The 21,907-nt window shown below is 68.3% G+C and carries 21 protein-coding genes, 1 tRNA gene and 1 pseudogene; 11 read left to right on the top strand and 12 right to left on the bottom strand.

Features of this window, described 5'->3' with window-relative positions; all coding sequences use genetic code 11:
- The first annotated feature begins 136 nt into the window (after window positions 1-136).
- A complete protein-coding gene (locus C466_RS04325) occupies window positions 137-664 on the top strand; it encodes a hypothetical protein (protein WP_004595219.1) in 528 nt (175 codons plus the stop codon).
- A 64-nt stretch (window positions 665-728) separates the two neighbouring features.
- Here C466_RS04325 and C466_RS04320 read toward each other — a convergent pair whose 3' ends face one another.
- Window positions 729-1,772 carry a succinylglutamate desuccinylase/aspartoacylase family protein gene (locus C466_RS04320; protein ID WP_004595220.1) on the bottom strand — a complete coding sequence of 348 codons (1,044 nt, stop codon included), beginning with the start codon at window positions 1,770-1,772 and terminating at the stop codon, window positions 729-731.
- A 108-nt stretch (window positions 1,773-1,880) separates the two neighbouring features.
- On the opposite strand from C466_RS04320, the gene C466_RS04315 reads away from it, so the two are divergent.
- Entirely contained in the window at window positions 1,881-3,236 is a 1,356-nt protein-coding gene (locus C466_RS04315; protein WP_159368539.1) for a putative ATP-dependent zinc protease, read from the top strand.
- 428 nt (window positions 3,237-3,664) lie between these two features.
- Here the strand turns inward: C466_RS04315 and C466_RS04310 are convergent, their stop codons facing one another.
- Window positions 3,665-4,261, bottom strand: a complete 597-nt coding sequence (locus tag C466_RS04310; RefSeq protein ID WP_004595222.1) for a DNA-3-methyladenine glycosylase family protein — start codon at window positions 4,259-4,261, stop codon at window positions 3,665-3,667.
- A 149-nt stretch (window positions 4,262-4,410) separates the two neighbouring features.
- Between C466_RS04310 and C466_RS04305 the strand changes: the two genes are divergently transcribed.
- On the top strand, window positions 4,411-6,393 hold the full coding sequence (locus tag C466_RS04305; protein ID WP_004595223.1) for a 3-hydroxyacyl-CoA dehydrogenase/enoyl-CoA hydratase family protein: 1,983 nt from the start codon (window positions 4,411-4,413) through the stop codon (window positions 6,391-6,393).
- A 22-nt stretch (window positions 6,394-6,415) separates the two neighbouring features.
- Here the strand turns inward: C466_RS04305 and C466_RS04300 are convergent, their stop codons facing one another.
- From C466_RS04300 to asd, 3 genes are all read right to left on the bottom strand, one after another.
- Entirely contained in the window at window positions 6,416-7,042 is a 627-nt protein-coding gene (locus tag C466_RS04300; RefSeq protein ID WP_004595224.1) for a class I SAM-dependent methyltransferase, read from the bottom strand.
- Window positions 7,043-7,119: 77 nt separating this feature from the next.
- Window positions 7,120-7,332, bottom strand: coding sequence for a hypothetical protein (locus C466_RS04295; protein ID WP_004595225.1), 213 nt, complete (start codon window positions 7,330-7,332; stop codon window positions 7,120-7,122).
- A 57-nt stretch (window positions 7,333-7,389) separates the two neighbouring features.
- Window positions 7,390-8,436 carry an aspartate-semialdehyde dehydrogenase gene (asd, locus tag C466_RS04290; RefSeq protein ID WP_004595226.1) on the bottom strand — a complete coding sequence of 349 codons (1,047 nt, stop codon included), beginning with the start codon at window positions 8,434-8,436 and terminating at the stop codon, window positions 7,390-7,392.
- A 189-nt stretch (window positions 8,437-8,625) separates the two neighbouring features.
- Here asd and C466_RS04285 point away from each other — a divergent pair, with 189 nt between their 5' ends.
- Window positions 8,626-10,311 (top strand): Na+/H+ antiporter NhaC family protein, encoded by a 1,686-nt coding sequence (locus C466_RS04285; protein WP_004595227.1) that lies wholly within the window; start codon window positions 8,626-8,628, stop codon window positions 10,309-10,311.
- A gap of 271 nt (window positions 10,312-10,582) precedes the next feature.
- Here the strand turns inward: C466_RS04285 and C466_RS04280 are convergent, their stop codons facing one another.
- From C466_RS04280 to C466_RS04265, 4 genes are all read right to left on the bottom strand, one after another.
- The gene (locus C466_RS04280; protein ID WP_004595228.1) at window positions 10,583-10,924 is read right to left on the bottom strand and encodes a DUF5615 family PIN-like protein; all 342 of its coding nucleotides are present in this window, start codon (window positions 10,922-10,924) and stop codon (window positions 10,583-10,585) included.
- Window positions 10,924-11,205: a DUF433 domain-containing protein gene (locus tag C466_RS04275; RefSeq protein ID WP_004595229.1), complete on the bottom strand. Its 282-nt coding sequence runs from the start codon at window positions 11,203-11,205 to the stop codon at window positions 10,924-10,926. Before C466_RS04275 ends, C466_RS04280 begins: the two co-directional genes overlap by 1 nt.
- Before the next feature lie 154 nt (window positions 11,206-11,359).
- Window positions 11,360-12,436, bottom strand: a complete 1,077-nt coding sequence (locus tag C466_RS04270; RefSeq protein WP_004595230.1) for a hypothetical protein — start codon at window positions 12,434-12,436, stop codon at window positions 11,360-11,362.
- Window positions 12,433-12,639: a hypothetical protein gene (locus C466_RS04265; protein WP_004595231.1), complete on the bottom strand. Its 207-nt coding sequence runs from the start codon at window positions 12,637-12,639 to the stop codon at window positions 12,433-12,435. The genes C466_RS04270 and C466_RS04265 overlap by 4 nt, the downstream gene beginning before the upstream one ends.
- A gap of 182 nt (window positions 12,640-12,821) precedes the next feature.
- Between C466_RS04265 and C466_RS04260 the strand changes: the two genes are divergently transcribed.
- The gene (locus tag C466_RS04260) at window positions 12,822-13,556 is read left to right on the top strand and encodes an MBL fold metallo-hydrolase (protein ID WP_004595232.1); all 735 of its coding nucleotides are present in this window, start codon (window positions 12,822-12,824) and stop codon (window positions 13,554-13,556) included.
- A 28-nt stretch (window positions 13,557-13,584) separates the two neighbouring features.
- Here the strand turns inward: C466_RS04260 and C466_RS04255 are convergent.
- Window positions 13,585-13,657, bottom strand: a tRNA-His gene (locus C466_RS04255).
- Between the two features lie 160 nt (window positions 13,658-13,817).
- Between C466_RS04255 and C466_RS04250 the strand changes: the two genes are divergently transcribed.
- Window positions 13,818-14,273, top strand: a complete 456-nt coding sequence (locus tag C466_RS04250) for a DUF5814 domain-containing protein (RefSeq protein WP_004595233.1) — start codon at window positions 13,818-13,820, stop codon at window positions 14,271-14,273.
- 58 nt (window positions 14,274-14,331) lie between these two features.
- Here the strand turns inward: C466_RS04250 and C466_RS15805 are convergent.
- Window positions 14,332-15,592 (bottom strand): annotated as a pseudogene (locus C466_RS15805) (RNA-guided endonuclease InsQ/TnpB family protein).
- A 204-nt stretch (window positions 15,593-15,796) separates the two neighbouring features.
- Window positions 15,797-17,299, bottom strand: a complete 1,503-nt coding sequence (locus C466_RS04245; RefSeq protein WP_004595235.1) for an MATE family efflux transporter — start codon at window positions 17,297-17,299, stop codon at window positions 15,797-15,799.
- Between the two features lie 338 nt (window positions 17,300-17,637).
- On the opposite strand from C466_RS04245, the gene C466_RS04240 reads away from it, so the two are divergent.
- From C466_RS04240 to C466_RS04220, 5 genes are all read left to right on the top strand, one after another.
- Complete coding sequence (locus tag C466_RS04240) at window positions 17,638-18,477, top strand: COX15/CtaA family protein (RefSeq protein ID WP_004595236.1); 840 nt, start codon at window positions 17,638-17,640, stop codon at window positions 18,475-18,477.
- 122 nt (window positions 18,478-18,599) lie between these two features.
- Complete coding sequence (locus tag C466_RS04235; RefSeq protein WP_004595237.1) at window positions 18,600-19,403, top strand: basic amino acid ABC transporter substrate-binding protein; 804 nt, start codon at window positions 18,600-18,602, stop codon at window positions 19,401-19,403.
- A gap of 1 nt (window position 19,404) precedes the next feature.
- Window positions 19,405-20,235, top strand: a complete 831-nt coding sequence (locus C466_RS04230; RefSeq protein WP_004595238.1) for an amino acid ABC transporter permease — start codon at window positions 19,405-19,407, stop codon at window positions 20,233-20,235.
- Window positions 20,232-20,978: an amino acid ABC transporter ATP-binding protein gene (locus C466_RS04225; protein ID WP_004595239.1), complete on the top strand. Its 747-nt coding sequence runs from the start codon at window positions 20,232-20,234 to the stop codon at window positions 20,976-20,978. The genes C466_RS04230 and C466_RS04225 overlap by 4 nt, the downstream gene beginning before the upstream one ends.
- On the top strand, window positions 20,978-21,904 hold the full coding sequence (locus C466_RS04220) for an amino acid ABC transporter permease (RefSeq protein WP_004595240.1): 927 nt from the start codon (window positions 20,978-20,980) through the stop codon (window positions 21,902-21,904). The genes C466_RS04225 and C466_RS04220 overlap by 1 nt, the downstream gene beginning before the upstream one ends.
- Window positions 21,905-21,907 lie beyond the last annotated feature (3 nt).

Below are 21,907 nucleotides of genomic sequence, written 5' to 3'. Positions count from 1 at the left end.
GAGCAGTGAGGGCTTTTAAGAAGTTCATAGCAGAGCCGCTGTCCACTTATAAACGATCTGCCGAGACGGCTGACACAGATTATAAACCCGAGTAAGGTCGGAAAGGCTCAACTCCCGGCCCGCCAAACCCCGAGCCATGCGCACCCCGCTCGCGGCCGCCGGGCTCGTCGCGCTCGGCGTCCTCCTGATGGCGAACCCCCTGTTCCTCCCCGTCTCGGTCGGCGAGCCGAACCCCGCCTACACGCACACGGTTCAGCCGGTGGGCGAGGGGTCGGTCGCCGGCATCGGGTCGCCGGCGACCGGCACCGCGAACGGCTCCAACGCCTCGGACGCGGTCGTCGCGTACGCCGACCTCGCGCCCGAAGTCCGAGAGGCGTTCGACCGGGCCCGCGACGCGCCGGAGGGCGGGTTCGGCGTCGAGGACCCGGACGAGCGCGTCGACTCGCTGTCGTACCCGACGGAGCCGACGCTCGGGGACGGGCTGCTGATCGTCGAGCGCGACGGCGAGCGCTACGAGTTCTGGACCCGGACCGTCGAGCGCGAGCCGGGCGCCGTCGTCGCGCAGCGGGTCTTCCTCCAGCCGGTCGCGTTCCTCGTCGGCTTCCTCGCGGTCGTCGCCGGCGCCGCGGTCGGGCTCCGGGAGCGGCTCGCCGGAGAGGAGTGACGGTGCCGATTTCGGCGCGACGGCGACCCGCCGCATCGCGACGGCGACCCGCCGCACCGCGGCCTCACTGCCGCGACGTCGACGCCGGCTGCCCCACGGGCTTCGGCGCGTCGCCGGCCTCGATCGCCCGGCGGGTCGACTCGCCGACCTCGACGAGGTGACAGAGGGGGTTGCCGGGGTAGACGACCGGGTTCTCCAACAGGCCGATGAGGAGGCCGGTGAAGGGGGCCTCGATGCCGACCGCGTCCTCCTTGAACGGGTTGGTGATCGTCGCGATGCGGTCGCCCTCGCGGACGAGCGACCCGCTCTCGAAGTGGGTGTCGACGATGCCGCCGGAGTCGGCGCGCAGCCACGTCTTCTCGCCCGCGCCGGCGACGATCGTGCGCCAGCCGGGCCAGCGCACCGTGTCGGTCTCCAGCAGGCCGTACTCCGCGAAGACGGAGCGGACGCCCGCGAGCGCGTCGTCGATCAGCGGGCGCTGGAACCGGTGGGCCTCCCCCATCTCGATCGTGATCGTCGGGATGCCGTCGTCGGTCGCCTCGCCGCGGAGGGTGCCGCCCGGGCCGTCGCTGTCGATTATCACCTTCGAGCCGAACGCCATCGCGAGCCGGTGGACCGCCTCGTCGGTCATGTCCGCGCGGACGTGAAGCATGTTCGTCCGGCCGCGGGTGGAGGTGTGGAAGTCGAGCCCGAAGTCGCACGGCGCGATGAAGTTCTCGTAGATCTGATGGGCCATCCGCTTCGAACTGGTCGACCCCGGTTTCCCGGGGAACGACCGGTTCAGGTCGCGGTCGTACACCGGGAGGTACCGCTGTTGCGCGAGGAAGCCGGGGACGTTGAGGACTGGGAGACAGACGAGGGTGCCGGCCAGCCGCGAGAGGTCCCACTCGTGGGCGACCTCGCGGACGACCTCGATCCCGTTCAGCTCGTCGCCGTGGGCGGCCGCGGTGAGGAACGCGGTCGGCCCGTCGCGCTCGCCGTTGACGATGGTGACCGGGATCCGCACCGGGTCGCCGAGGTACGTCTCGCTGATCCCGTAGCGGATGTTCTGCGTCTCGCCGGGCGGCACCGCCCCGCCGTTGTACGTGAACGCCCGGTCGTCGCTCATGCCAAAGCGGAGCGCGGGGCCGGGTATATATATGGCGGCCCGGAGATTCGGGGGGCGACCGCCGAACCGATCGGCGCGTCTTTTAGGACGGCCCGCGCAGGAGCAGGTATGAGTTCGGACTCCGTTCGGGTGGGAGTGTTGTCGCTGCACAACAGCAAGGAGACGAAGGCGATCTGCAACGCGGTCGAGGACCTCGGCCACGAGCCCGTGTGGCTCCGCGAGGAGAACGCGGCGGTCAGCGTCGAGGACGGCGACGTCTCCGTCGAGCCCGCGGTCGACGTGATCGCGAACCGGCTCCTCCTCTCGAACACCGACCAGCCCGCGGAGCTGCTGGGGCTGGCGACGACGTTCGAGCGCATCCGACCGATGCTGAACGAGCCGGACGCGGTGCTCGCGTCGATCCACAAGTTCGCGACGGCCGCGACGCTCGCCGACTGGAACATCCGCGTGCCCGACGCGCTGCTCGCGCTCTCGAACGACCGCCTCAACGAGGGCCGCGAGCGGTTCGGCGACGTGGGCGTGTACAAGACCGCGATCGGGACCCACGGCGGCGGGACGTGGAAGGTCGACCTGACCGAGCGCGTGAACCCGAAGGTGGGGAACCGGCAGGCGTTCCTCCAGCAGCTGATCGACCGCGACGACGAGAAGCACCGCGACCTGCGGGTGTACGTCGTCGGCGACGAGATCGTCGGCTCGATGTACCGCTACGCGCCCGAGGGCGACTGGCGCACCAACGTCGCGCTCGGCGGCGCGGTCGAGGACGCGACCGACGACATGCCCCAGGAGGCCGCCGACACCGCCCTCTACGCGGCCGAGGTGATGGGGCTCGACTACGCCGGCGTCGACCTCGTCGAGGGGTACGACGGCTGGTACGTCCTCGAGGTGAACCCGACCGCCGGCTTCAAGGGCCTCTTCGAGGCGACCGGCACGAGCCCCGCCCCGCACATCGCGAAGCTCGCGATCGAGACGGTCGGCGGCGAGGTGGACGACGAGGCGGTCGAGCGCGTCGCCGCCAGTCTCGACGACTCGCGGCCCTCCTGTGCGCCCGCGCCGAAGCCGAGCTCGACCGAGCAGCCAGACATCGGCTACATCGAGGAGGTCGTCGTCACCGGCACCTCCGGCTCGACGCAGGCGCTCGCGAAGTCGGACACGGGCGCGACCCGGACGAGTATCGACACCCAGCTGGCCGCCGAGATCGGCGCCGGCCCGATCAAGAGCATGACGCGCGTCAAGTCGGGCAGCATGAAGGGCGGGAAGGCCCGCCCCGTGGTCGACCTCGTCATCGGTATCGGGGGCAACCAGCACACCGTCACCGCGAGCGTCGAGGACCGCGGGCACATGGAGTACCCCCTGCTCCTCGGCCGCGACATCCTCACCGACTACCGGGTCGACGTGCGCCGACGTGCCGACACCGACGAAACGGAGCGCGACGAGGCGGGCGAGATCCTCGAAGAAGAGGAGTAGACGGAGACGCGGTCGACGAGACGGGATCAGTTGCGGTGGCGCGTGCCCGTGAGCGGCCGCCGGAGGCGGCCGCGAACGGCACCGCGCGAGGGAGTCGGCCGACCGAAGGGAGGCCGACGAGGCTGGGGAGGCGTGAGGTGCGGTCGCGGTCGGGCGGGACTCAAAGGGGCAGCCGCGAGGCTGGCGTAGGCGACGTAAGGACCGCAAGGAGCGAGCGACGCGAGCGACTGAGGACCGCAACGAGCGTACGTCCGCCTCGCGGCTGGGGCTTTGGAAGTGTTCGCCGCCGATCGGTGGCCAGCCACGCATCGCCGAGCGGCTGAGGCTTCGGTGGTAGTCGCGACGATCGGCCCTTTATAAGATTCACCGTCGCCCGGCCGAACGACTGGCACTCGGACAACGCTCACGAGCGATCCATACCCAACCGATTACGACTCGTATTCGGCCCAGATGTACCGCGTGCCGTAGCTCCGGTAGGGGCGCCACGCCTCGCCGATCTCGCGCATCTCCGCGCGCGACAGCTTTTCGCCGCTGTGGTACACCTGTTCGATCCCCTTCCGGACCGCGAGGTCGCCGAGCGGGAGCACGTCCTCGCGGCCGAGCGCGAAGATCAAGAACATCCGCGCGGTCCACTCGCCCACCCCACGAATCTCAGTCAGGCGGTCGGCGACGGCCTCGTCGCTCACGCCGGCCAGCCCTTCCCGGGTGAAGTCGCGCTCGTCGTCGCGGAACGCGGTCGCGACGTTGCGCAGGTACTCGACCTTCGTACCGCTGAGCCCGGCCTCGCGCAACGCATCTTCCTCGGCAGCGAGGACGCGGTCGGGGGTCGGGTCGCCGCCCAGCACGTCCAGGAACCGCTCGCGGATCGCGTTCGCAGAGGCGGTCGAGAGCTGCTGGTTCACGATCGAGGTACAGAGCCGACCGAACTCGTCGTCCGCGGGCGCGACGTCGAGCGGGCCGTGTCGGTCGACCAGCGCCGCCATCGTGGGGTCCTCGCGCAGCGTCGCCGCGACGTCGTCGTCCATGTCCGGGAGACGGGACCGCACGCACGAGTACGTTCGGTTCCGTTCCCCGGCGCGGGGCGATCCGGCGTAGCCTGCCCTAATAAACTTACAGTACGTTTCGCGTTTGGAAGATGAAAACGTTCAACCATGACGGTTCCGACCGTTCGGGTATGCAGCTCGAAGACGTTCAGCGCGTGGCAGTGCTCGGTGCCGGAAACATGGGGCACGGCATCGCGGAAGTGGCGGCGCTCGCCGGCTACGACGTGTCGCTCCGCGACATCAACGACGAACTCGTCCAGAACGGATACGACCAGATCGAGTGGTCGCTCGGCAAGCTCGCCGAGAAGGACCGGATCGGCGGCGACGAGGCCGACGCGGCGCTCGACCGCGTCGAGGCGTTCGTCGACCTCGAGGACGCGCTCGACGGCGCCGACGTCGTCGTCGAGGTCGTCCCCGAGAAGATGGCGATCAAGAAGGACGTGTACGACGAGGTCGTCGAGCACGCCCCCGACGAGGCCGTCTTCGTCACCAACACCTCCAGCCTCTCGATCACCGAGCTCTCCGAGGTCACCGATCGGCCCGAGCGCTTCTGCGGCATGCACTTCTTCAACCCGCCGGTGCGGATGGACCTCGTCGAGGTCATCTCCGGGAAGCACACGAGCGAGGACACCCTCGAACTGATCGAGGGGCTCGCGGAGTCGATGGGGAAGACCCCGGTCCGCGTCCGGAAGGACAGCCCCGGTTTCATCGTCAACCGTATCCTCGTCCCGCTGATGAACGAGGCGGCGTGGATCGTCGAGTCCGGCGACGCGACGATGGAGGCGGTCGACTCCACGACGAAGTTCGACATGGGCCTGCCGATGGGCTCGTTCGAGCTCGCCGACCAGGTCGGCGTCGACGTGGGGTACCACGTGTTGGAGTACATGCACGAGGTCCTCGGCGACGCCTACCGCCCTTGCCCCCTGCTCGGCGAGAAGGTCGAGGCGGAAAACCTCGGCAAGAAGACCGGGAAGGGCTTCTACGACTACGAGGACGGCGACGGCGCCCAGATACCCAGCGACGCGATCGACGCCGACGTCCGCCGCCGCCTGCTCGCGGTGATGGCCAACGAGACGGCCGGCCTCATCGGCAACGACGTGGCCGACGCCGACGACATCGACGAGGCCGTCAAGCTCGGCGCCGGCTTCCCCGACGGCCCGGCCAAGCTCGCGGACGAGGAGGGGCTCGACACGCTCGTCGAGACGCTCGACGCGCTCGCCGAGGAGACCGGCGAGGCGCGCTACGAGGCGACCGACTACCTCCGTGAGGCCGCCGAATCCGGCGGGTTCCGGGGCGCCGCGGGCGACGCGAGCGACGCCGAGGGCGGCCCCGACTACGAGGTGCTGAACGTGGAGGTCGACGGCCGAGTCGGCCACGTTGAGATCGACCGCCCGCACCGGATGAACACCATCAGCGGCGAGGTGCTCGACGAGCTCGCCGAGGCGATCGACCGGCTCGACGCCGACGACGAGGTCCGGGCGATCCTCCTGTCCGGCGCCGGCGACCGCGCCTTCTCCGCGGGCGCAGACGTCCAGAGCATGGCCGCCGGCGGCGCCGACCCGATCCACGCCGTCGAGCTCTCCCGACAGGGACAGCAGACGTTCGGCAAGTTCGAGGAGTCGGACAAGCCCGTGGTCGCCGCCATCGACGGCTACTGCCTCGGCGGCGGGATGGAGCTCGCGACCGCGGCGGACATGCGGATCGCCTCGGAGCGCTCCGAGCTCGGCCAGCCCGAGCTCGACCTCGGCCTGCTCCCGGGGTGGGGCGGCACGCAGCGCCTCGCCCGGATCGTCGGCGAGGGGCGCGCGAAAGAGATCATCCTCACCGCCGACCGCTACGACGCCGAGACGATGGCCGACTACGACTTCGTCAACGAGGTCGTCCCCGACGACGAGCTCGACGAGCGGGCCCGCGAGCTGGCCGAGCAGCTGGCCGGCGGCCCGCCGATCGCCCAGAAGTACACGAAGCGCGCGATCCACGCCGGGCGGACGGACAACGAGGCCGGCCTGGAGGTCGAGGCGATGGGCTTCGGCCACGTGATGAACACCGACGACCTCATGGAGGGGGTCACGGCGTTCATGGGCGACGGCGAGCCCGAGTTCGAAGGGAAGTGAACGAATAGCGGTCCGCGGCGGCTCACTCGGCCAGCCGCGCCGCGAAGAACGTCCAGCGCGCGTCGTCGCCCTCGGCGAGCGAGTCGCCGACGGTCCGCTCGCGCTCGATGACGAACCCGGCGTTCCGGAGCTGCGTCCGCGTCGCTTCGGCGCCGGCGATGTGCCACTGCATCTCGACGCCGGTGTCGAGCCAGTCGGGGTTCGCGCCGGTCCACTCCTCCGGGCCCTCCGAACAGAGCAGCCGACCGCCCGCTCCGAGTACGCGGGCGAACTCGTCGACGACGGACTGGTGTTCCGCCGCCGGGACGTGGATGAGCGAGTGGAACGCCGTCACCGCGTCGAAGGCGCCGTCGCGGAACGGGAGGGCGGCGATGTCCCCCTGTGCGAGCGCCGCGTTCGGGACGCGCTCGGCAGCCAGATCCAACTGCGTCCGCGAGATGTCGGTCCCCACCGCGGCCGCCGACGCGCTCAGGTCGGCGAGGACAGGGGTCCCCTGTCCACAGCCCGCGTCGAGGACGCGCGCGGCCGCCGGCAGCGACTCGCGGAACTCGGCGAGCACCGCGCGCCCGGTGCCGTCCTCGACGCGGTCGGCGGCGTACGCCGCCGCGATCCGGTCGTATCCGCGGCGGACGGCGTCTTTCTCGACCATGCGAGACCCGTTCCGCGACGCGCCTGTTCAACGCTTCGGTCGCCGAGACAGTGCGGGCGAGCCCGGCCCGGAGCCGCCTACAGGGGCGTGTCGGCCGCCGCGGCCACCTGCCTGCCGACGCTCCCGACGAGGTACGCGACGGCGGCGACGAAGAGCACGATACCGACGGCGTCAGAGACGCCGGGGAGCGCGGACTCGACGAAGTCCGGCAGCGTCGTCGCCCCCGAAAGCGGGATCAGGAGGACGGCGACGCCTCGGCGGAGGGACCGTTTCGCGGTTGGCGCTGCCATGGCGTCGGCGAACGGAACGCGGAGAATAAAGTGAGTATCGGTCGGCGCGCGAGTTGCTCAGACGTACCCTTCCTCGACGAGCAGTTCGCCGTTGAGCAGGGAGGCGCCGGCCGCGCCGCGGATCGTGTTGTGCGCGAGGCAGTTGTACTTCGCGCCGGCGTCCGTCGACTGGACGCCGCCGGCGACGATGCCCATCCCGTCCGCGTACGTGCGGTCGAGGCGGGGCTGCGGGCGTTCGGGCTCGTCGTCGCCGAACACCTTGATCAGCTGGTCGGGCGAGCTCGGGAGGTCGCCGACGCCCTCGAACGAGCGCATCGCCTCGCGGAGGTCCGCCGGCGATGGGTCGTCGGCGAACTCGGCGAAGACGTTCTCCAGGTGGCCGTCGAGCGTGGGGATCCGGTTACAGGAGGCGGCCACGTCGGCGTCGTGGAGCGCGACTTCGGCGCCGTCGAACTCGCCGAGCAGCTTGCGCGACTCCGTCTCCATCTTCTCCTCCTCGCCGCCGATGTGCGGGATGGCGTTGTCGATGATCTCCATCGAGGTGACGCCGGAGTAGCCGGCGCCCGAGACGGCCTGAAGCGTCGAGACGCGGACGCTCTCCAGGCCGAACTCGTCGATCGCCGCGAGCGTCGGCACCATCGTGATCGTCGAGCAGTTCGGGTTCTTCACGAGGGCGCCGTCCCAGCCCCGCTCGTCGCGCTGGACCTCGATCAGGTCGAGGTGGTCGGGGTTGATCTCCGGGATGGTGAGCGGCACGTCCGCCGCCATCCGGTCGTTCGAGGAGTTCGAGGAGACGACGTACCCCTCCTCCAGGAAGGCCGGCTCGACCTCGGCCGCGACGCCCGAGGGGAGCGAGGAGAAGAGGAGGTCGACGTCGTCGCCCGCGATGCCCGCGGGCGTCGTCTCCGCGACCTCCATCCCGGCCACGTCCGCCGGGATGGGCGTGTCGACGCGCCACTTGGCCGCCTCGCGATACGTCTCGCCCGCGCTCTCCGAGCTCGCCGTGACCGCGGCGAGGTCGAACGTCGGGTGGTCGTCGAGCAACTGGATGAATCGCTGGCCCACGGCGCCCGTCGCGCCGAGGATGCCTACTCGGACAGACATTGCGCGTGGGTCCGTGACAGGGACGTAAGTGCGTTCGGATAGGCGTCGATACCGCCGGTCGCGGTCCGGTCGCGCCCGCGGGCCGTGCGGTCCGGTCGCGCTCGCGGGCCGGTGCGATCCGGTCGCGGTCGTGCGTTCTCCGTCGCTCGGTGATCCCTTTTAAATATGGGTGCGTGGTACTCGCACGCTATGTCCGAGTTCGGAGCGCTCTCGATCGTCCCGCCGCTGCTCGCCATCGCGCTGGCGATCCTCACCCGCAAGGCGATCCTCTCGCTGTTCCTCGGCATCTGGTCGGGGGCCGTTATCTACACGGGCGGGCTCGGGATCGTCCAGACGTTCGACTGGATCGTGGCGGCGATCATCGCCGACGACGGGTTCCAAGCGACGATCCTCGTGTTCACGCTGCTGCTCGGCTCCGGCGTGGCGCTGGTGTGGAACCTCGGCGGGACGTACGCGATCCGCGACTGGGCGATCGAGCGCCTCGACACGCAGCGCAAGGCGGGGCTGGCGGCGTGGGTGCTCGGGATCGTCCTCTTCTTCGACGACTACGCCAACACCGCAATCGTCGGCTCGGCGATGAAGGACGTCTCCGACCAGCTCCGGATCTCCCGCGAGAAGCTCTCGTACATCGTCGACTCCACCGCCGCCCCCGTCGCCACGCTCGGGATCTCCTCGTGGGTCGCGTTCCAGCTGTCGCTGATCGAGGAGGGATACGCGGAGGCGGGCGTCGCCGAGGCGAACCGGCCCAGCACCTTCGAGGTGTTCCTCTCCTCTATTCCGTTCAACATGTACGCGATCCTCGCGATCGCGATGGTCGCCATCGTGGTGCTGTGGGGTCGCGACTACGGCGAGATGCTGACGGCCGAACACCGGTCGTGGACGACCGGGCGGGTCACCCGCGAGGGCGCGGAGCCGATGCAGGACGTGGCCGGCGAACTGGGGGAGCCGCCGGCGTCGACGCCGCGGCTGATCAACTTCTTCGCGCCGGTCGGCGTCCTGATCGTCGTCACGGTCGCGACCGCGTTCTGGTCCGGCGGCTTCGCGCCGACCGGCTTCCTGTCGGACCTCCTGGCGGCCCAGTTCGGGAGCGCGGGCGACCGCCTGTGGAACGCGGTCATCAACGCGGACTTCGCGACCGCGCTGATGATCGGCGCCTTCGGCATGGTGTTGTCCGGGTTCGTCCTCGGAAAGGTCTACCGGGTCTTCGGCTTCGGCGACGCGACTGAGTACACCGTCGACGGGTTCGGGATCATGCTCACCGCGGTGTCGATCCTCGTGCTGGCGTGGGGGATCGGCGAGGTGATCTCCGCGCTGGAGACGGGCCAGTACGTCGCCGAGGCGACGGTCGGAACGGTCCCGCAGGCCGTCCTCCCGGCGCTCGTGATGGTCGTCGCCGGGTTCATCGCCTTCTCGACCGGGACCTCTTGGGGGACGATGGGGATCATGACGCCCATCGCGGTCCCCATCGCCTGGGAGGTCACCGGGGGCGGCGCGGAGGGGCACACCCTCGTCGCGGTGATGGTCGGCGTCATCTTCTCCGGGGCCATCTTCGGCGACCACAGCTCGCCTATCTCCGACACGACGGTGCTGTCCGCGACGTTCACCGGCGCGGACCTCATCGACCACGTCCGCACGCAGATCTACTACGCGGTCACCGTGGGGCTCGTCTCGGTGGCGTTGCTGCTCGTGTGGGGCTTCCTCGGGATCACGCCGTTCGTGCTGCTCCCGGTCGGGGTCCTGATACTCGTCGCGCTCGTCTATCTGCTCTCCGAGTTCGACGCCAATCGACGCGGGATCGACCCCGTCTCCGTGTCGGAACCGCAGGAGCCGGAAGCGGACACGATCAGCGTCGGTGGCAGCGAAAAACGAGAGTGACGGTCTCCCAGCGGACCTTTTAAACGCGCCGGGCGGCTACCGTCGAGCGCGCGCCATTAGTCCCCGCCCGAGTACTCCCCGATGGGAGCGATGACAGCGCGGAGAACCCAGGCGCGCTACATCGGTCGCTGACGCGACCCGCCCGTCGCCGCGCAGGCGACCGCCCGCCACGAGGGTTTCCCGGTCGACGCGGCACGCCGCCGGAGATGAGACCGGTCGTTAGTGTCGCGGGCGTACATTTCGACTATGCTATTGGTTCCTAACGTCAGTTCTACAGCCAGTTTCGACTCACGTATTCGAGCGTCACGTCGGACTGGTCGATATGCTCGGAGAGTTCGTGCACGACATCTCCTACCTCTCGGGCCGAAAGCGTCTGATCCTTCTGAAAGAGGATTCCAGCAGTATCTTCGATGTCGAACTGAGTAAAGAAGTCGTCATCTTGGGTGAGAACGAGACGGTTCGTCTCGCGTCCGTACGTAGCGATCGCCCTGTCGTCAGCGCCGAGATCGAGCTCCTCGACATCGCCGACCCACTCGACATCGTGACCGAGTTTCCGCAGATAATTGATCGTCGCCTGCTCAACGTTTTCGTCTGCGAGAATTCGATACCCCATCAGCCACGCACGTCGTCGGGGTCTGTCGTCAGGTGATCGTGGTCTTCAATCGCAGATCGCCGCTGGCGTTCAACCGTACGCATCTCCTCGGGATGGTCGTGGTAGTACGTGAGCGCTCGATAGACATCAGCTACGTCTAGATCGTGGCGATCGGCGACTGTTCTCGGGTCGAGCTCCCGCTCTTCGATCTGTTCTTTGATGAACTGAACAGTAATCCGTCTGCCTTCGAGATGCGGTTCGTCATGAAGTTCCTGTACGATACGTCTCGTCACCTGGCTCATACAGTACGCTACGCCGCCACCATACTTGAACGTCTGGGCCGGAATTCACCCCATTTACTTCCACCGAGCCTACTAGTAGATTTTCGTCCGGTAGTGTCGCGGGCGACATTCTGACGCGTCCGAGCGTCCCGCACGTTCGAGAGCGACAGCGAGCTCACTCCGAGTCGCGCAACACCAGCGGCCCGATGGCGAGCGTGCGCTTCGCGAGGGTGAGCACGCGGAGCAGATAGGAGACGAAAAGCGAGAACGGGAGGAGCGCGACCGCGAACGCGCCCCCGACGGCGAGCGTCACGTGGTCGACGCCGAGGGTGCGACCCGGGAACGTCCCGGCGTCGACCGCCGTGAGCATGAGGCCCGCGACGACCAGCGCCGGCACCGCGGCGTACAGGATGAGCCGCGAGAGGTCGATCAGCGCCCACTGGAAGTACAGCGTCTTGACGTGCTCGCGGGCGGGCCCGAACAGCGACACGGTCGCTTTCAGCTCCCCGAGGCGTCCCCGTTCGTCGTCGGTGAGCGCCTCGTCGTGGTCGGCGGCGATGCGCTCGATCTGTCCGATCTTCGGGCCGTAGTCGAAGTTGAGCGCGGCGAAGACGACGTCGAAGGAGCCGAACTCGGCGCCGTCGAGCTGGCCGCGAACCGCGTCGGCGTTCTCGGTGAGTCCCGTCACGAGGTCGTCGACCTCCGCTCGGAGCGCGTCCCGGCCCGACCCGTCGGCGTCGTCTCCCTCGTCGTCCACCGAGTCGCGGAGGTCTTGGGCGTGCCCCGCCGCGGCGCCGAGGATCGCGTCGAGGAACGCGGCCGGGTCCGTGGGCGTCGGCCCGTCGGTCAGGTCCGCGATGTCGTCCCGGACCGCGAGCGTGTCGTCCATGCGCTCCCGCTGGTCGCCGAGCGGGCCGTTCTCCTGCGTGAGCACGAGCTGTCCGATCGTGACGACGAGGGTCGCCCCGGTGACGATCGCCGTGATCATCGACGCGAACAGCGTCTCGATCGGGTCGCTCGCGCCGACCTTCGTCGCGAGCGACGGCGAGAGCGCGACCGCGACGGCGACGAACGCGACGAAGACGGCGAACGTCAGGACCGCCGCGACGACGAGCCGGTTCGCGCGCAACAGCAGCCAGAGCTTCACCCGGTTCTCGCCGGCGCGCTCGCGCATCGTGTCGGCGGTGTCCGCGCTGCTGTCGGCGTCGGGAGCGTCGTCCGTGCCCGACGTCGCCCCCGCCGGACCGGTCATCGCCGCCCGACGCACGCCGCGAGTTCGTCGGCGTCGCGCTCGGGACCGATCGCTCGACCGCCGAGTCCGCCCTCGAACCCCTCCTCAAACGCGGTGCCGTGGCGATCGGGACACCCATCGAGAGCGCTGAGAAATCCGGCCTCTACCGCCGCGTCGGCCCGAATCGCGTCCCGTCGGTTCAGACGCCTGTGGGGTTCGGTCATACTCCGAGGGATCTCCTCCCATCGGAATAAAACTCGCCCGTGAGCGGAGCGGCGGCCGGCCGCGTCGACGCCGAAGAGAGCCCGTATCGGCGGCGTTCGAGCGTGCGTGCCGCGAGTTCGCCGCCGCGTGCGCCGAGTGAGCGCGCCACAAGTCACAACCCGCGGCTCCCCGAAAGAGAGGTATGCCGACAGACGCCGACCTCGACGTCACCCTCGCCCGCAACGCCACGGTCCTCGCGACCGTGGACGAGACGTCCTTCCTCGTCGATCCGCTGTTCGCCTCGCGGGGCGCGCTGCCCCCGATCGATAACACTCCGAACGACCGGAACAACCCGCTCGTCTCGATGCCCGAGGTCGATCTCACGCACGACGCGGTGGTCGTCACCCACCGCCACCCGGACCACTTCGACGAGGCGGCGGCAGCGGAGCTCGACGCGGACGTGCCGCTGTTCTGCCAGCCGGCCGAAGAGGACGCGTTCGTCGAGGACGGCTTCACCGACGTGCGACCGGTCGAGGAGACGGCCTCGTTCGACGGCGTCACGCTCCGCCGGACGCCCGGCCGCCACGGACACGGGGAGTTGGCCGAGCAGATGGGCCCCGTCTCCGGGTTCGTCTTCGAGGGCGCCGAGACGCTGTACCTCGCCGGCGACACGGTCTGGTACGAGCCCGTCGCGGAGACGCTCGCGCGGTTCGAGCCCGACGCGGTCCTCCTCAACGGCGGCGCGGCGCGGTTCAACGAGGGCGAGCCGATCACGATGGGCGTCAACGACGTGACCGCCGTGCGCGAGGCCACCGACGCCGCGGTCGCCGTGGTCCACATGGAGGCGATCAACCACTGCCTGCTCTCGCGCGAGGAGCTTCGGGCGGAGACCGAGGACGTGCTGGTTCCGGAGGACGGCGAGCGGATCGAGTTCTAATCGGTTCGTCGTCACGTTTCGCGAAAAGGTCCGGGTGCGAGAATCGAACCCGCGTCTCAGCCTCCACAAGGCTGAAGGATAGTCCACTACCCTAACCCGGACACGCGTCGCAAAGTACCCCGCTTCGGTAAATAACGGTTACGACTCCCGGACGGGCGTGGCATCGAGTGGCGTCCGGGACGGAGCGTCCGGCCGACGGGTCGCGCGCTGCTCCGATCACCGCGCCGCTTTTCAGGATCCGCGGCGTATCGGAGCGTAACTGTGGCCTTCACCGACAAGATCTACGTGAAAAACCACCGGCAACTCGCCTCCCAGCTGGAGGCGAACATCCCGAAGGGGGCGTTCGCCGGCGCCACCCTCGACCTGCTTTTCACCGGCGACGGCCTCTCGAAGCTCGACGAGACGACCCGCGACCGCGTCCTCGACTTCGCCGAGGACTTCCTCGACTGCGACTGCGACTCGAACCCCTACTGCGGCCATCCCGAGGAGAAGTTCATGCGCTACGTCCTCGAACTGCGCGCCGAGGGGCTCGGCCCGCAGGCCATCGTCGACGTGATGACCGACGATTACATGGTGTACGCCTACACCGGCGACGTGCTCTCGTTCCTCGACGACTCGGTCCGGAAGCTGGAGGCGATCGAGACGCTCGCGGACGTCGACGGCAACGGAGAGATGTCCGAGCGGGCGCGGAAGGCGAAACGGGAGCTGTCCGGGTGACATCCTCCTCGCCGTAAACGGAGAGGCTTCCCGTATCGCAGGTGGGATATTTGCTGGTCTACGACACGACCTGTTCTCTCGTGTGAAACGTCCCGCTCTCGCGGTCGAACAAGTATGTCGATGGCTGTGCCACACAGCCGTTACTCCTATCCTCGCCGTGAGGACTCGGAGTTATCTTCTGACGCATATTCTCCGCCCCGTTACAATCTGCGTTGGCTACCAACTCGCACGACGAACAGACGTACAGGCCACGTTCGACACGGTTCGATTTCGTGTCGTCTCCACATCGTGAACACGTTTTCGAGGTGTTCCACTCGTTCTCTTTCAGTACCTCTACACCCCGCATCTCGCCTTTGTATTCGAGGTACTGGTAGATGCGGTCGAACGCCCACGAGTGGAGCTTCTTGTTCCCGGTCTTGCCCCAGTCTGACGCNGTCTGACGCTCGCACGTCTTCAGGCCAGCTCACCGCGAGCGTGCCAACACCGCGTTCGACACACTCCGCGATGATGGCGTCCGTCAACGTGTGATAGTAATGTGTCTCACGTTTGGAGAGTTTTCGACGTGCCCACATCGACTGCTCTGACGGGCCACTCTCTCCCTCGGTGTCGTACTCAGCTCTGGTGAAGTAGTGTTTGTCTTCTTTGAGCGAGTTACCGGGGTACAACACGTATTCGTCGGGGAACGCGACTGTGGCGATGTTTGTGATGCCGAGGTCGATCCCTGCGATGCCGTCGCCTGCTGTGTCGGCAGATTCGAGCTCGACGTCACAGACGAAGTGGAGTTCCCACTCGTCACCGTTCCAGACGGCACGAACGTTCTGTACGCTGTTGACTTCCGAGAGATCAACATCTGGTCGGGTCTGGTACTCACAAAGCAGGAAGTCTGAGAAGTGTTTTTTCAGATTCGAGCCTTTCGAGAGTCGGACCCGGTCGTTCTCAGGATCGTGTTTGAATCCGTCTTCTTTGAACGTGACCGTGGAACGTGGCCGGGTGTTACCGTGTTTGCGGTAGCCGGGCGGATTCGCCTCATCGAACTTGTGTCGCAGATCGAACCAAGACTGGAAAGCGTCAGAAAGTTCTTCGATGACTTTCTGACTGGATTGTGCGTTCAAGTCTTTCCAGCACGGCTGGTTCTTCATGTACGATTTCAGCGCTCCTGAATCGGGGATCTCGCCGGTTGCGTCCCAGATACGATCGGCTGTCCATCGTGCGACGTTCCAGATTTTGGAGGCGGAATCTCCGAGCGAATCAAGACCATCGCAGACCTGTTGGTGGTTCTTGATGGAACCAACGTAGGTGCGTGTGGCCTTAATCGCCATACATAGCCTATGTAAATACACTTACTTAACGGTGTGGATGAGCGTGGAATATCCAGCCTGCAATCGGTGAGAGATTGTGTCAACGCTGTCGGATTCACTCTCGGCGTAAACGCCGGGATTCTCTCCTCGTAGAAAGATAGCGCCCGGAACGGAGTCGGACCGCCGACACCGCCCCCGCTCGCCGTCGAGGGCGCGAACGCGTCGTCAGTCGTTATCGGGCGAGGCAACCCCGGGTCCGATCTCCTCGACGGGGGCGTCGTCCTCGGTCAGGTTCCCCTCGCGCCACGTGTCCCGTTTGAACCAGAGATACGCGACCACGCCGCCGACGACATTCGAGACCGGGAAGGCGATCCACAGCCCCATCGCGCCGAGCGACCCGGCGGCGACCCACGCGACCGGCAGGCGGACGAAGCCGAGCGTGACAAGCGAGATGACCGCCGCGATCATCGTGTGGCCGGCGCCGCGAAACCCGCCGGTGTACGCGCGCATGACTCCGATGAACCCGAACGAGAGCCCGCTCACGCGGAGGAACGTCGTCGCGTGGTCGACGACCGCGGGGTCCGGCGAGAAGACGCCGGCGATCGGGCGCGCCCCGAGGACGATGACGCCGCCGCCGACGGTGAGCAGGCCGAGCATGGCACGCGCGCCGAAGTGGTTCGTCTCGGCGGCGCGGTCCAGCTCCTCGGCGCCGATGTTCTGTCCCGTCATCGTCTCGATCCCCTGCGAGACGGCGAGCGCCGGCAGGAAGATCACCGAGAAGATCCGCGTCCCGATGCCGTACGCCCCGCTGACCGCGTTCGGGAAGTTCGCGACCACGACGAGGAGCGCGGTGATCGACACGGAGCGGGCCGCGCCCTCGGCGGAGGCGGGGAGGCCGATGCCGAGGATCGTCTTGCCGAACTCGAGGTCCGGGAGCATCTCCGAGAGCCGGATCCGAACCCCTCGGTCACCGCGGAACATGATCCGAAGCCCGACGAGGAGGGCGAGCGCCCGGGAACCGACGGTCGCGATGGCGGCGCCGGCGATCCCCCAGCCGGTGAACCCGGTCGCGTCGAGCGCGGCCGCCTCCAGTCCCCCGAGGCCGAGGGCGCCGAACAGGGGGTTCGCGTCGAACCCGAAGATGAAGATCGGGTCGAGGAGGATGTTGAGGACCACCGAGCCGGCCATGACGTACATCGGCGTCACCGTGTCGCCATAGCCGCGCATCAGCGCCATGAACACCGCGAAGCCGAAGACGGCGAACAGGCCGACCGCGTACACCCGCATGTACTCGACGACGAGGGGCGCGACCGTCTCGTTCACGCCGAGGAGCGCGGTGACGTCGTCGACGAGGACGTAGCCCAGCACGCCCAGCACGACGGAGATGACGGCCGCGTACGCCATCGTCTGCGAGGCGGCGTAGGCGGCGCGCTCCTCGTTGCCGGCACCGGTGTGTTGCGCGACGAGGACGCTCCCCGCGACGGAGACGCCGAGCGCCAGCGAGATCATCAGGAAGACGATCGGGAACGCGAACGTGATCGCGGACAGCGCCTCGGTGCTGTAGCGGCCGAGCCAGAAGGTGTCGGCCAGGTTGTACAGCACCTGAAAGAGGTTCTGGACGACGATCGGTAAAGAGAGGAAAAACAGCGGCCACCCGATGTCGCCGGAGGTGAGGTCGAGCTCGTCGGCGCCCTTGAACAGCGAGTCGATCGAGTCGCGGAGGCCCATCAGCGGGTCACCCCGGAAGGGATCGGATCGTCGCGTTCGCGGAGAGGGCCGTGCGCGGCGTCGGGGATCGGTCGGTCCGTGTGTTCCATTCGGTTCGTACTAATACTGACTGACTGACTGGTCAGTCAAAAGCGTTCGGAAGCCGGCGGGCGCGACGCCGCGCTTCCCGGTCGTAGCAGGCGACCGCATGCGCTCCCCGGGCGTGGCAGGCGGCCGCATACACTTCCCGAGCGCGGGGAGCGGCCGAACGGTCTAAGTACGCGCGCGCCCGAATTCGGCCAATGAGTCTTCGGCCCGCGTGGCTAACGTTCAGGCGATACGCGGCGGCGACGACGGGGATGACGCTCGTCCTCTTCTCGCTCGGCGTCTACACCGCGGCGACCGGTTCCGGGCTCGCGTGTCAGGCCCAGTGGCCGCTGTGTTCCGACCAGCTAATTCCGGCACTCACGATCAACCCGGACTTCATCGAGTGGTTCCACCGCGTGTGGGCGATGGTGACCGGCTTCCTCATGGTCGGGGTCGTCGGGTGGACGTGGCTCGGCTCCGGATTCGAGCGCCGGACCAAGCTGGCGGCGACGCTGGCAGTCGTGATCCTCCCGGTCCAGATCACGGTCGGTGCGATCACCGTTACCCTTGGTGGACTCATCCCCGGCGGGTACACGGTCTCGACTCACGCCGCGCACCTGATCGGGGCGCTGTCCATCTTCACGCTGCTCGGACTGGCGACGATCTGGGGCGGCGGGCGCGGGAACGCACGTCTCCTCCGCGCGGCCGCGGGCGTCGCGGTCGCGGGCATCGTTGCCAGCGCGCTCTTCTCGCGGGCGGTGCCGTTCCTCACCTACGCGCCGCCCGCGCAGGCCGCCTTTTATATTACCGGGCTCGCCGGACACCTCGGGCTCGTCGCGACGGTCGCGTACGCGACGGAGGCGGTCCGAGGCGGGCACGACGGGCTCGACGCCGGCACCGCCGCCACCGTCCGCGCGCTCGCCGCCGGCTCGATGGCCGCGCTCGTCGCGACGCTGCTTCTCGGCCGCGACCTGGTCCTCTACACCGCGACGTGGCAGGGGATCAACCTCGCCGCGCTGGGAATCGCGGTCGCGCTCGCCGCGGGCGCGGCGTGGACCCTCCGCGGGACGGACGAGGTGCGCGACGGTTCCGTCCCCATCGGCGGCGACTGACCGGCGCCGCACGGCCGAATCTTTGTTAGCCACCCTGCCAGAGGCGGTGTCGGACTCCCAGAGACGGATTGGCCCTGCCCGAGGGAGGAAAGGTTAAAATCGCTCGCCGTACTCGCACGGGTATGACACGCCGCACGCACGCCGACGTGAGTCGTCGGACCTACCTGAAACTGACCGGCGGAACGGCCGCCGTTGGAGCCACCGGCCTCGCCGGCTGTCTCGGCGAGAGCGGGGGCAACATGACGATCACGCCCGGAACCGCGCCCGGATTCCCGCCGTTCGAAATGCGGGAGGACGGCGAGCTGGTCGGGTTCGACGTCGACCTGCTCGAAGCCGTCGTCGCCGAGACCGACTACGAGCTCGGCGAGTGGGCCACCTTCGACTTCGACGGGCTCATCCCCGCGCTCACCCAGAACGAGGAGATCGACGTGATCGCCGCCGCGCTGACGATCGAACCGGGGCGGGAAGAGACGATCGACTTCTCGGACCCCTACTGGGAGGCCAACCAGGCCGTCCTCGTCCGCGAGGGCGGCGACTTCCAGCCGTCCGGGTGGGCGGACTTCGAGGGGACCCGGGTAGGCGCACAGTCCGGGACCACCGGCGCCGGCGAGGTCGAGTCGAACCTCGTCAACGAGGGAATCATCTCGGAGGACAACTCCTCGACGTACGACAGCTACGTCCTCGCGGTCGAGGACCTCACGAACGGGAACATCGACGCGGTCGTCGTCGACACCCCCGTCGCGGACACGTTCACCGCGAGCCGTGACGTGACGGTCGCGTTCGTCGAGCAGACCGGCGAGCAGTACGGCTTCGGGATCCGTCAGAACGAGTCGGAGCTCCAGTCTGCGCTCAACAGCGGGCTCCAGACCGTCCAGGACGACGGGACGTTCGGAGAGCTCAGAGACACCTGGTTCGGGCAGGAGTAGGATGTCGGTCGCGGGGCCCCTCGCGCTCGACGCGTCCGATAGCCTCGGCGCTCTCGCGCCGAGTACTGCCTCCGGTGAGACGCCGCTGACGGCCGCCGCCGTCGGGTCCGTGAGCGAGTCGATCGACTGGTGGCTGGTCGGCGATCCCGCCGACTGGTGGTTCGTCGTCCGAAACGTCGACTACCTGGCCGGCGGCGTCCTGCTGACGGTCGGGCTCACCGTCGCGTCGATCCTGCTCGGGTTCCTCGCCGGCTTCCCCGCCGGCGCGGTGGAGGTGTACGGCGAGGGGCTCCCGAAGCGGCTCGTGAGCACCGCCGGCGTCGTTCTCCGCGGGACGCCGATCGTCGTCATCCTCCTCGTGATGTACTTCGTGATCGGCGTCCCGCAGGTGAACCTCGGCGTCGGGTCGATCTCACCGGCGATCTCGGCGAGCATCTTGGGACTGGGGCTGCGGAGCGCGGCGTACCAGTCGCAGATATTCCGTGCGGCGCTGTCGAGCGTCGACGACGGCCAGCTGGAGGCGGGCCGATCCGTCGGGCTCTCGCAGTTCGAAGCGATCCGGTACGTCGTCGTGCCGCAGGCGCTTCGGCGGTCGATCCCGGGGTTCCAAAACGAGTTCACCATCGTGTTGAAGGACACGAGTATCGTCTTCGCGATCGGGCTCGCGGAGCTTCTGACCCGCGGGTACGACCTGTTCACGCAGGAGACGACGGCGGTCCTGGAAGTCATCTTGTTCATCAGTGGCATCTACTTCGTCCTCACGTTCACGACGAACCGCGCGCTCGATTACCTCGGTACCCGCTACGCGATCCCGGAGGGGGAGTCGGCGTGACTGACGGCGACTTCCTCCGGGTGAGCGACGTCTCGAAGTGGTACGGCGACGAGCAGGTGCTCGACGAGGTCTCCTTCGGGATGGACCGGGGCGACGTGACCGTGCTGATCGGCCCGTCCGGCTCCGGGAAGTCGACGATGCTGCGCTGCGTCAACCGGCTCGCGGAGGCCCAGGAGGGCTCGATCACCCTCGACGGCGAGGAGGTCCTCTCGCCCGACACCGACGTCGACGAGCTCCGGCGGGAGGTCGGCATGGTGTTCCAGAGCTTCAACCTGTTCGCACACCTGAGCGCGGTCGGAAACGTCGCGCTCGGACCCCGCCGCGTCCTCGACCTCTCCGAGAACGAGGCTCGCGAGCGCGCGGCGAACCAGCTGGAGCGCGTCGGCCTCGCAGACCAGCTCGACTCGTATCCGGCCGAGCTGTCCGGCGGCCAACAGCAGCGCGTGGGGATCGCCCGCGCGCTGGCGATGGAGCCGAAGCTCATGCTGTTCGACGAGCCGACGAGCGCGCTCGACCCCGAGCTCATCGGCGAGGTGTTGGAGGTGATGCGGTCCCTGGTCGACGAGGGGATGACGATGCTCGTCGTCACCCACGAGATGAGCTTCGCGCGGGCGGTCGCCGACGAGGTCGTGTTCCTGGACGACGGTCGGGTCGTCGAACGCGGCCCGCCGGAGCAGCTGTTCGAACGCCCCGAGAACGAGCGGACCGGCCGCTTCCTCGAACGCATCGCGAGCCACGACTGATGGCGGGGGCGACGCGACCGCGGACGGTGGGCGAGCGCGTGGCCGACGCGGACGCGTCCGCGGGGAAGGCCCTCCTCGTCGCCGCCGGCGCGCTGTTCTGGGGCTGGCTCGTCGTCAGCTGGGTCAACCGATGGCTCGGCGGCGCCATCGCCCCGGTCGGCGAGCCGTTCGTCGCGCCGGACGCCGTCGAGAGCGCGTTCGCCGCGGTGCCGGGGCTCGCCGCGGTGGCGGCCGACGCCGCGTTCGTGGTCGAACTCTCGCCCGTCCTCGCGCAGGGGACGTGGCTCACGGTCGTCATCACCGGGGTGAGCCTCGTCTGCGGCTTCTTCATCGCCGTGCCGCTGGCGGTCGCGCGGGTGTACGGCCGGTTCTCGGCGTGGCTCTCGCTGGGATACACCGAGCTGTTGCGCGGCACGCCGCTGCTCGCGCAGCTGTTCGTGCTGTACTACGGCCTCAACCTCGCGGCGTCGGTTCCGGCGTCGCTGTCGGGCGTGTTCCCGCGCGACGTGGTCTGGGTCGCGATCCTCGGATTCACGCTCAACGGGGCCGCCTACCAGGCCGAATACATCCGCGGCGCGGTCGAGAGCGTCGACGAGGGGCAGATCACGGCCGGACGGGCGATCGGGCTCTCGAAGATCGAGTCGATCTACTACGTGGTGCTCCCGCAGGCGCTCCGCTACGCGATCCCCTCGTGGACGAACGAGTTCGTCTACCTGATCAAGTACTCGTCGCTCGCGGGCTTCATCACGGTCCCGGAGCTGTACTACCGGGCCAACCAGGTCGCGACCGACACCTTCCGGTACACGGCCGTCTTCCTCATACTCGGCGCGATGTACCTCGCGCTGGTGCTCACGGCGTCGAAGTTCATGGAGCGCGTCGACGCCCGCGTCGCGATCCCGGGGCTCGGCGCGAACCGCGAGCGGTGACGG

The sequence above is a fragment of the Halorubrum distributum JCM 10118 genome, assembly GCF_000337335.1.
GTDB lineage: Archaea > Halobacteriota > Halobacteria > Halobacteriales > Haloferacaceae > Halorubrum > Halorubrum distributum.
The sequence above is the reverse complement of the archived record's forward strand: the minus strand, read 5'-3'. Positions and strand labels throughout refer to the sequence as shown.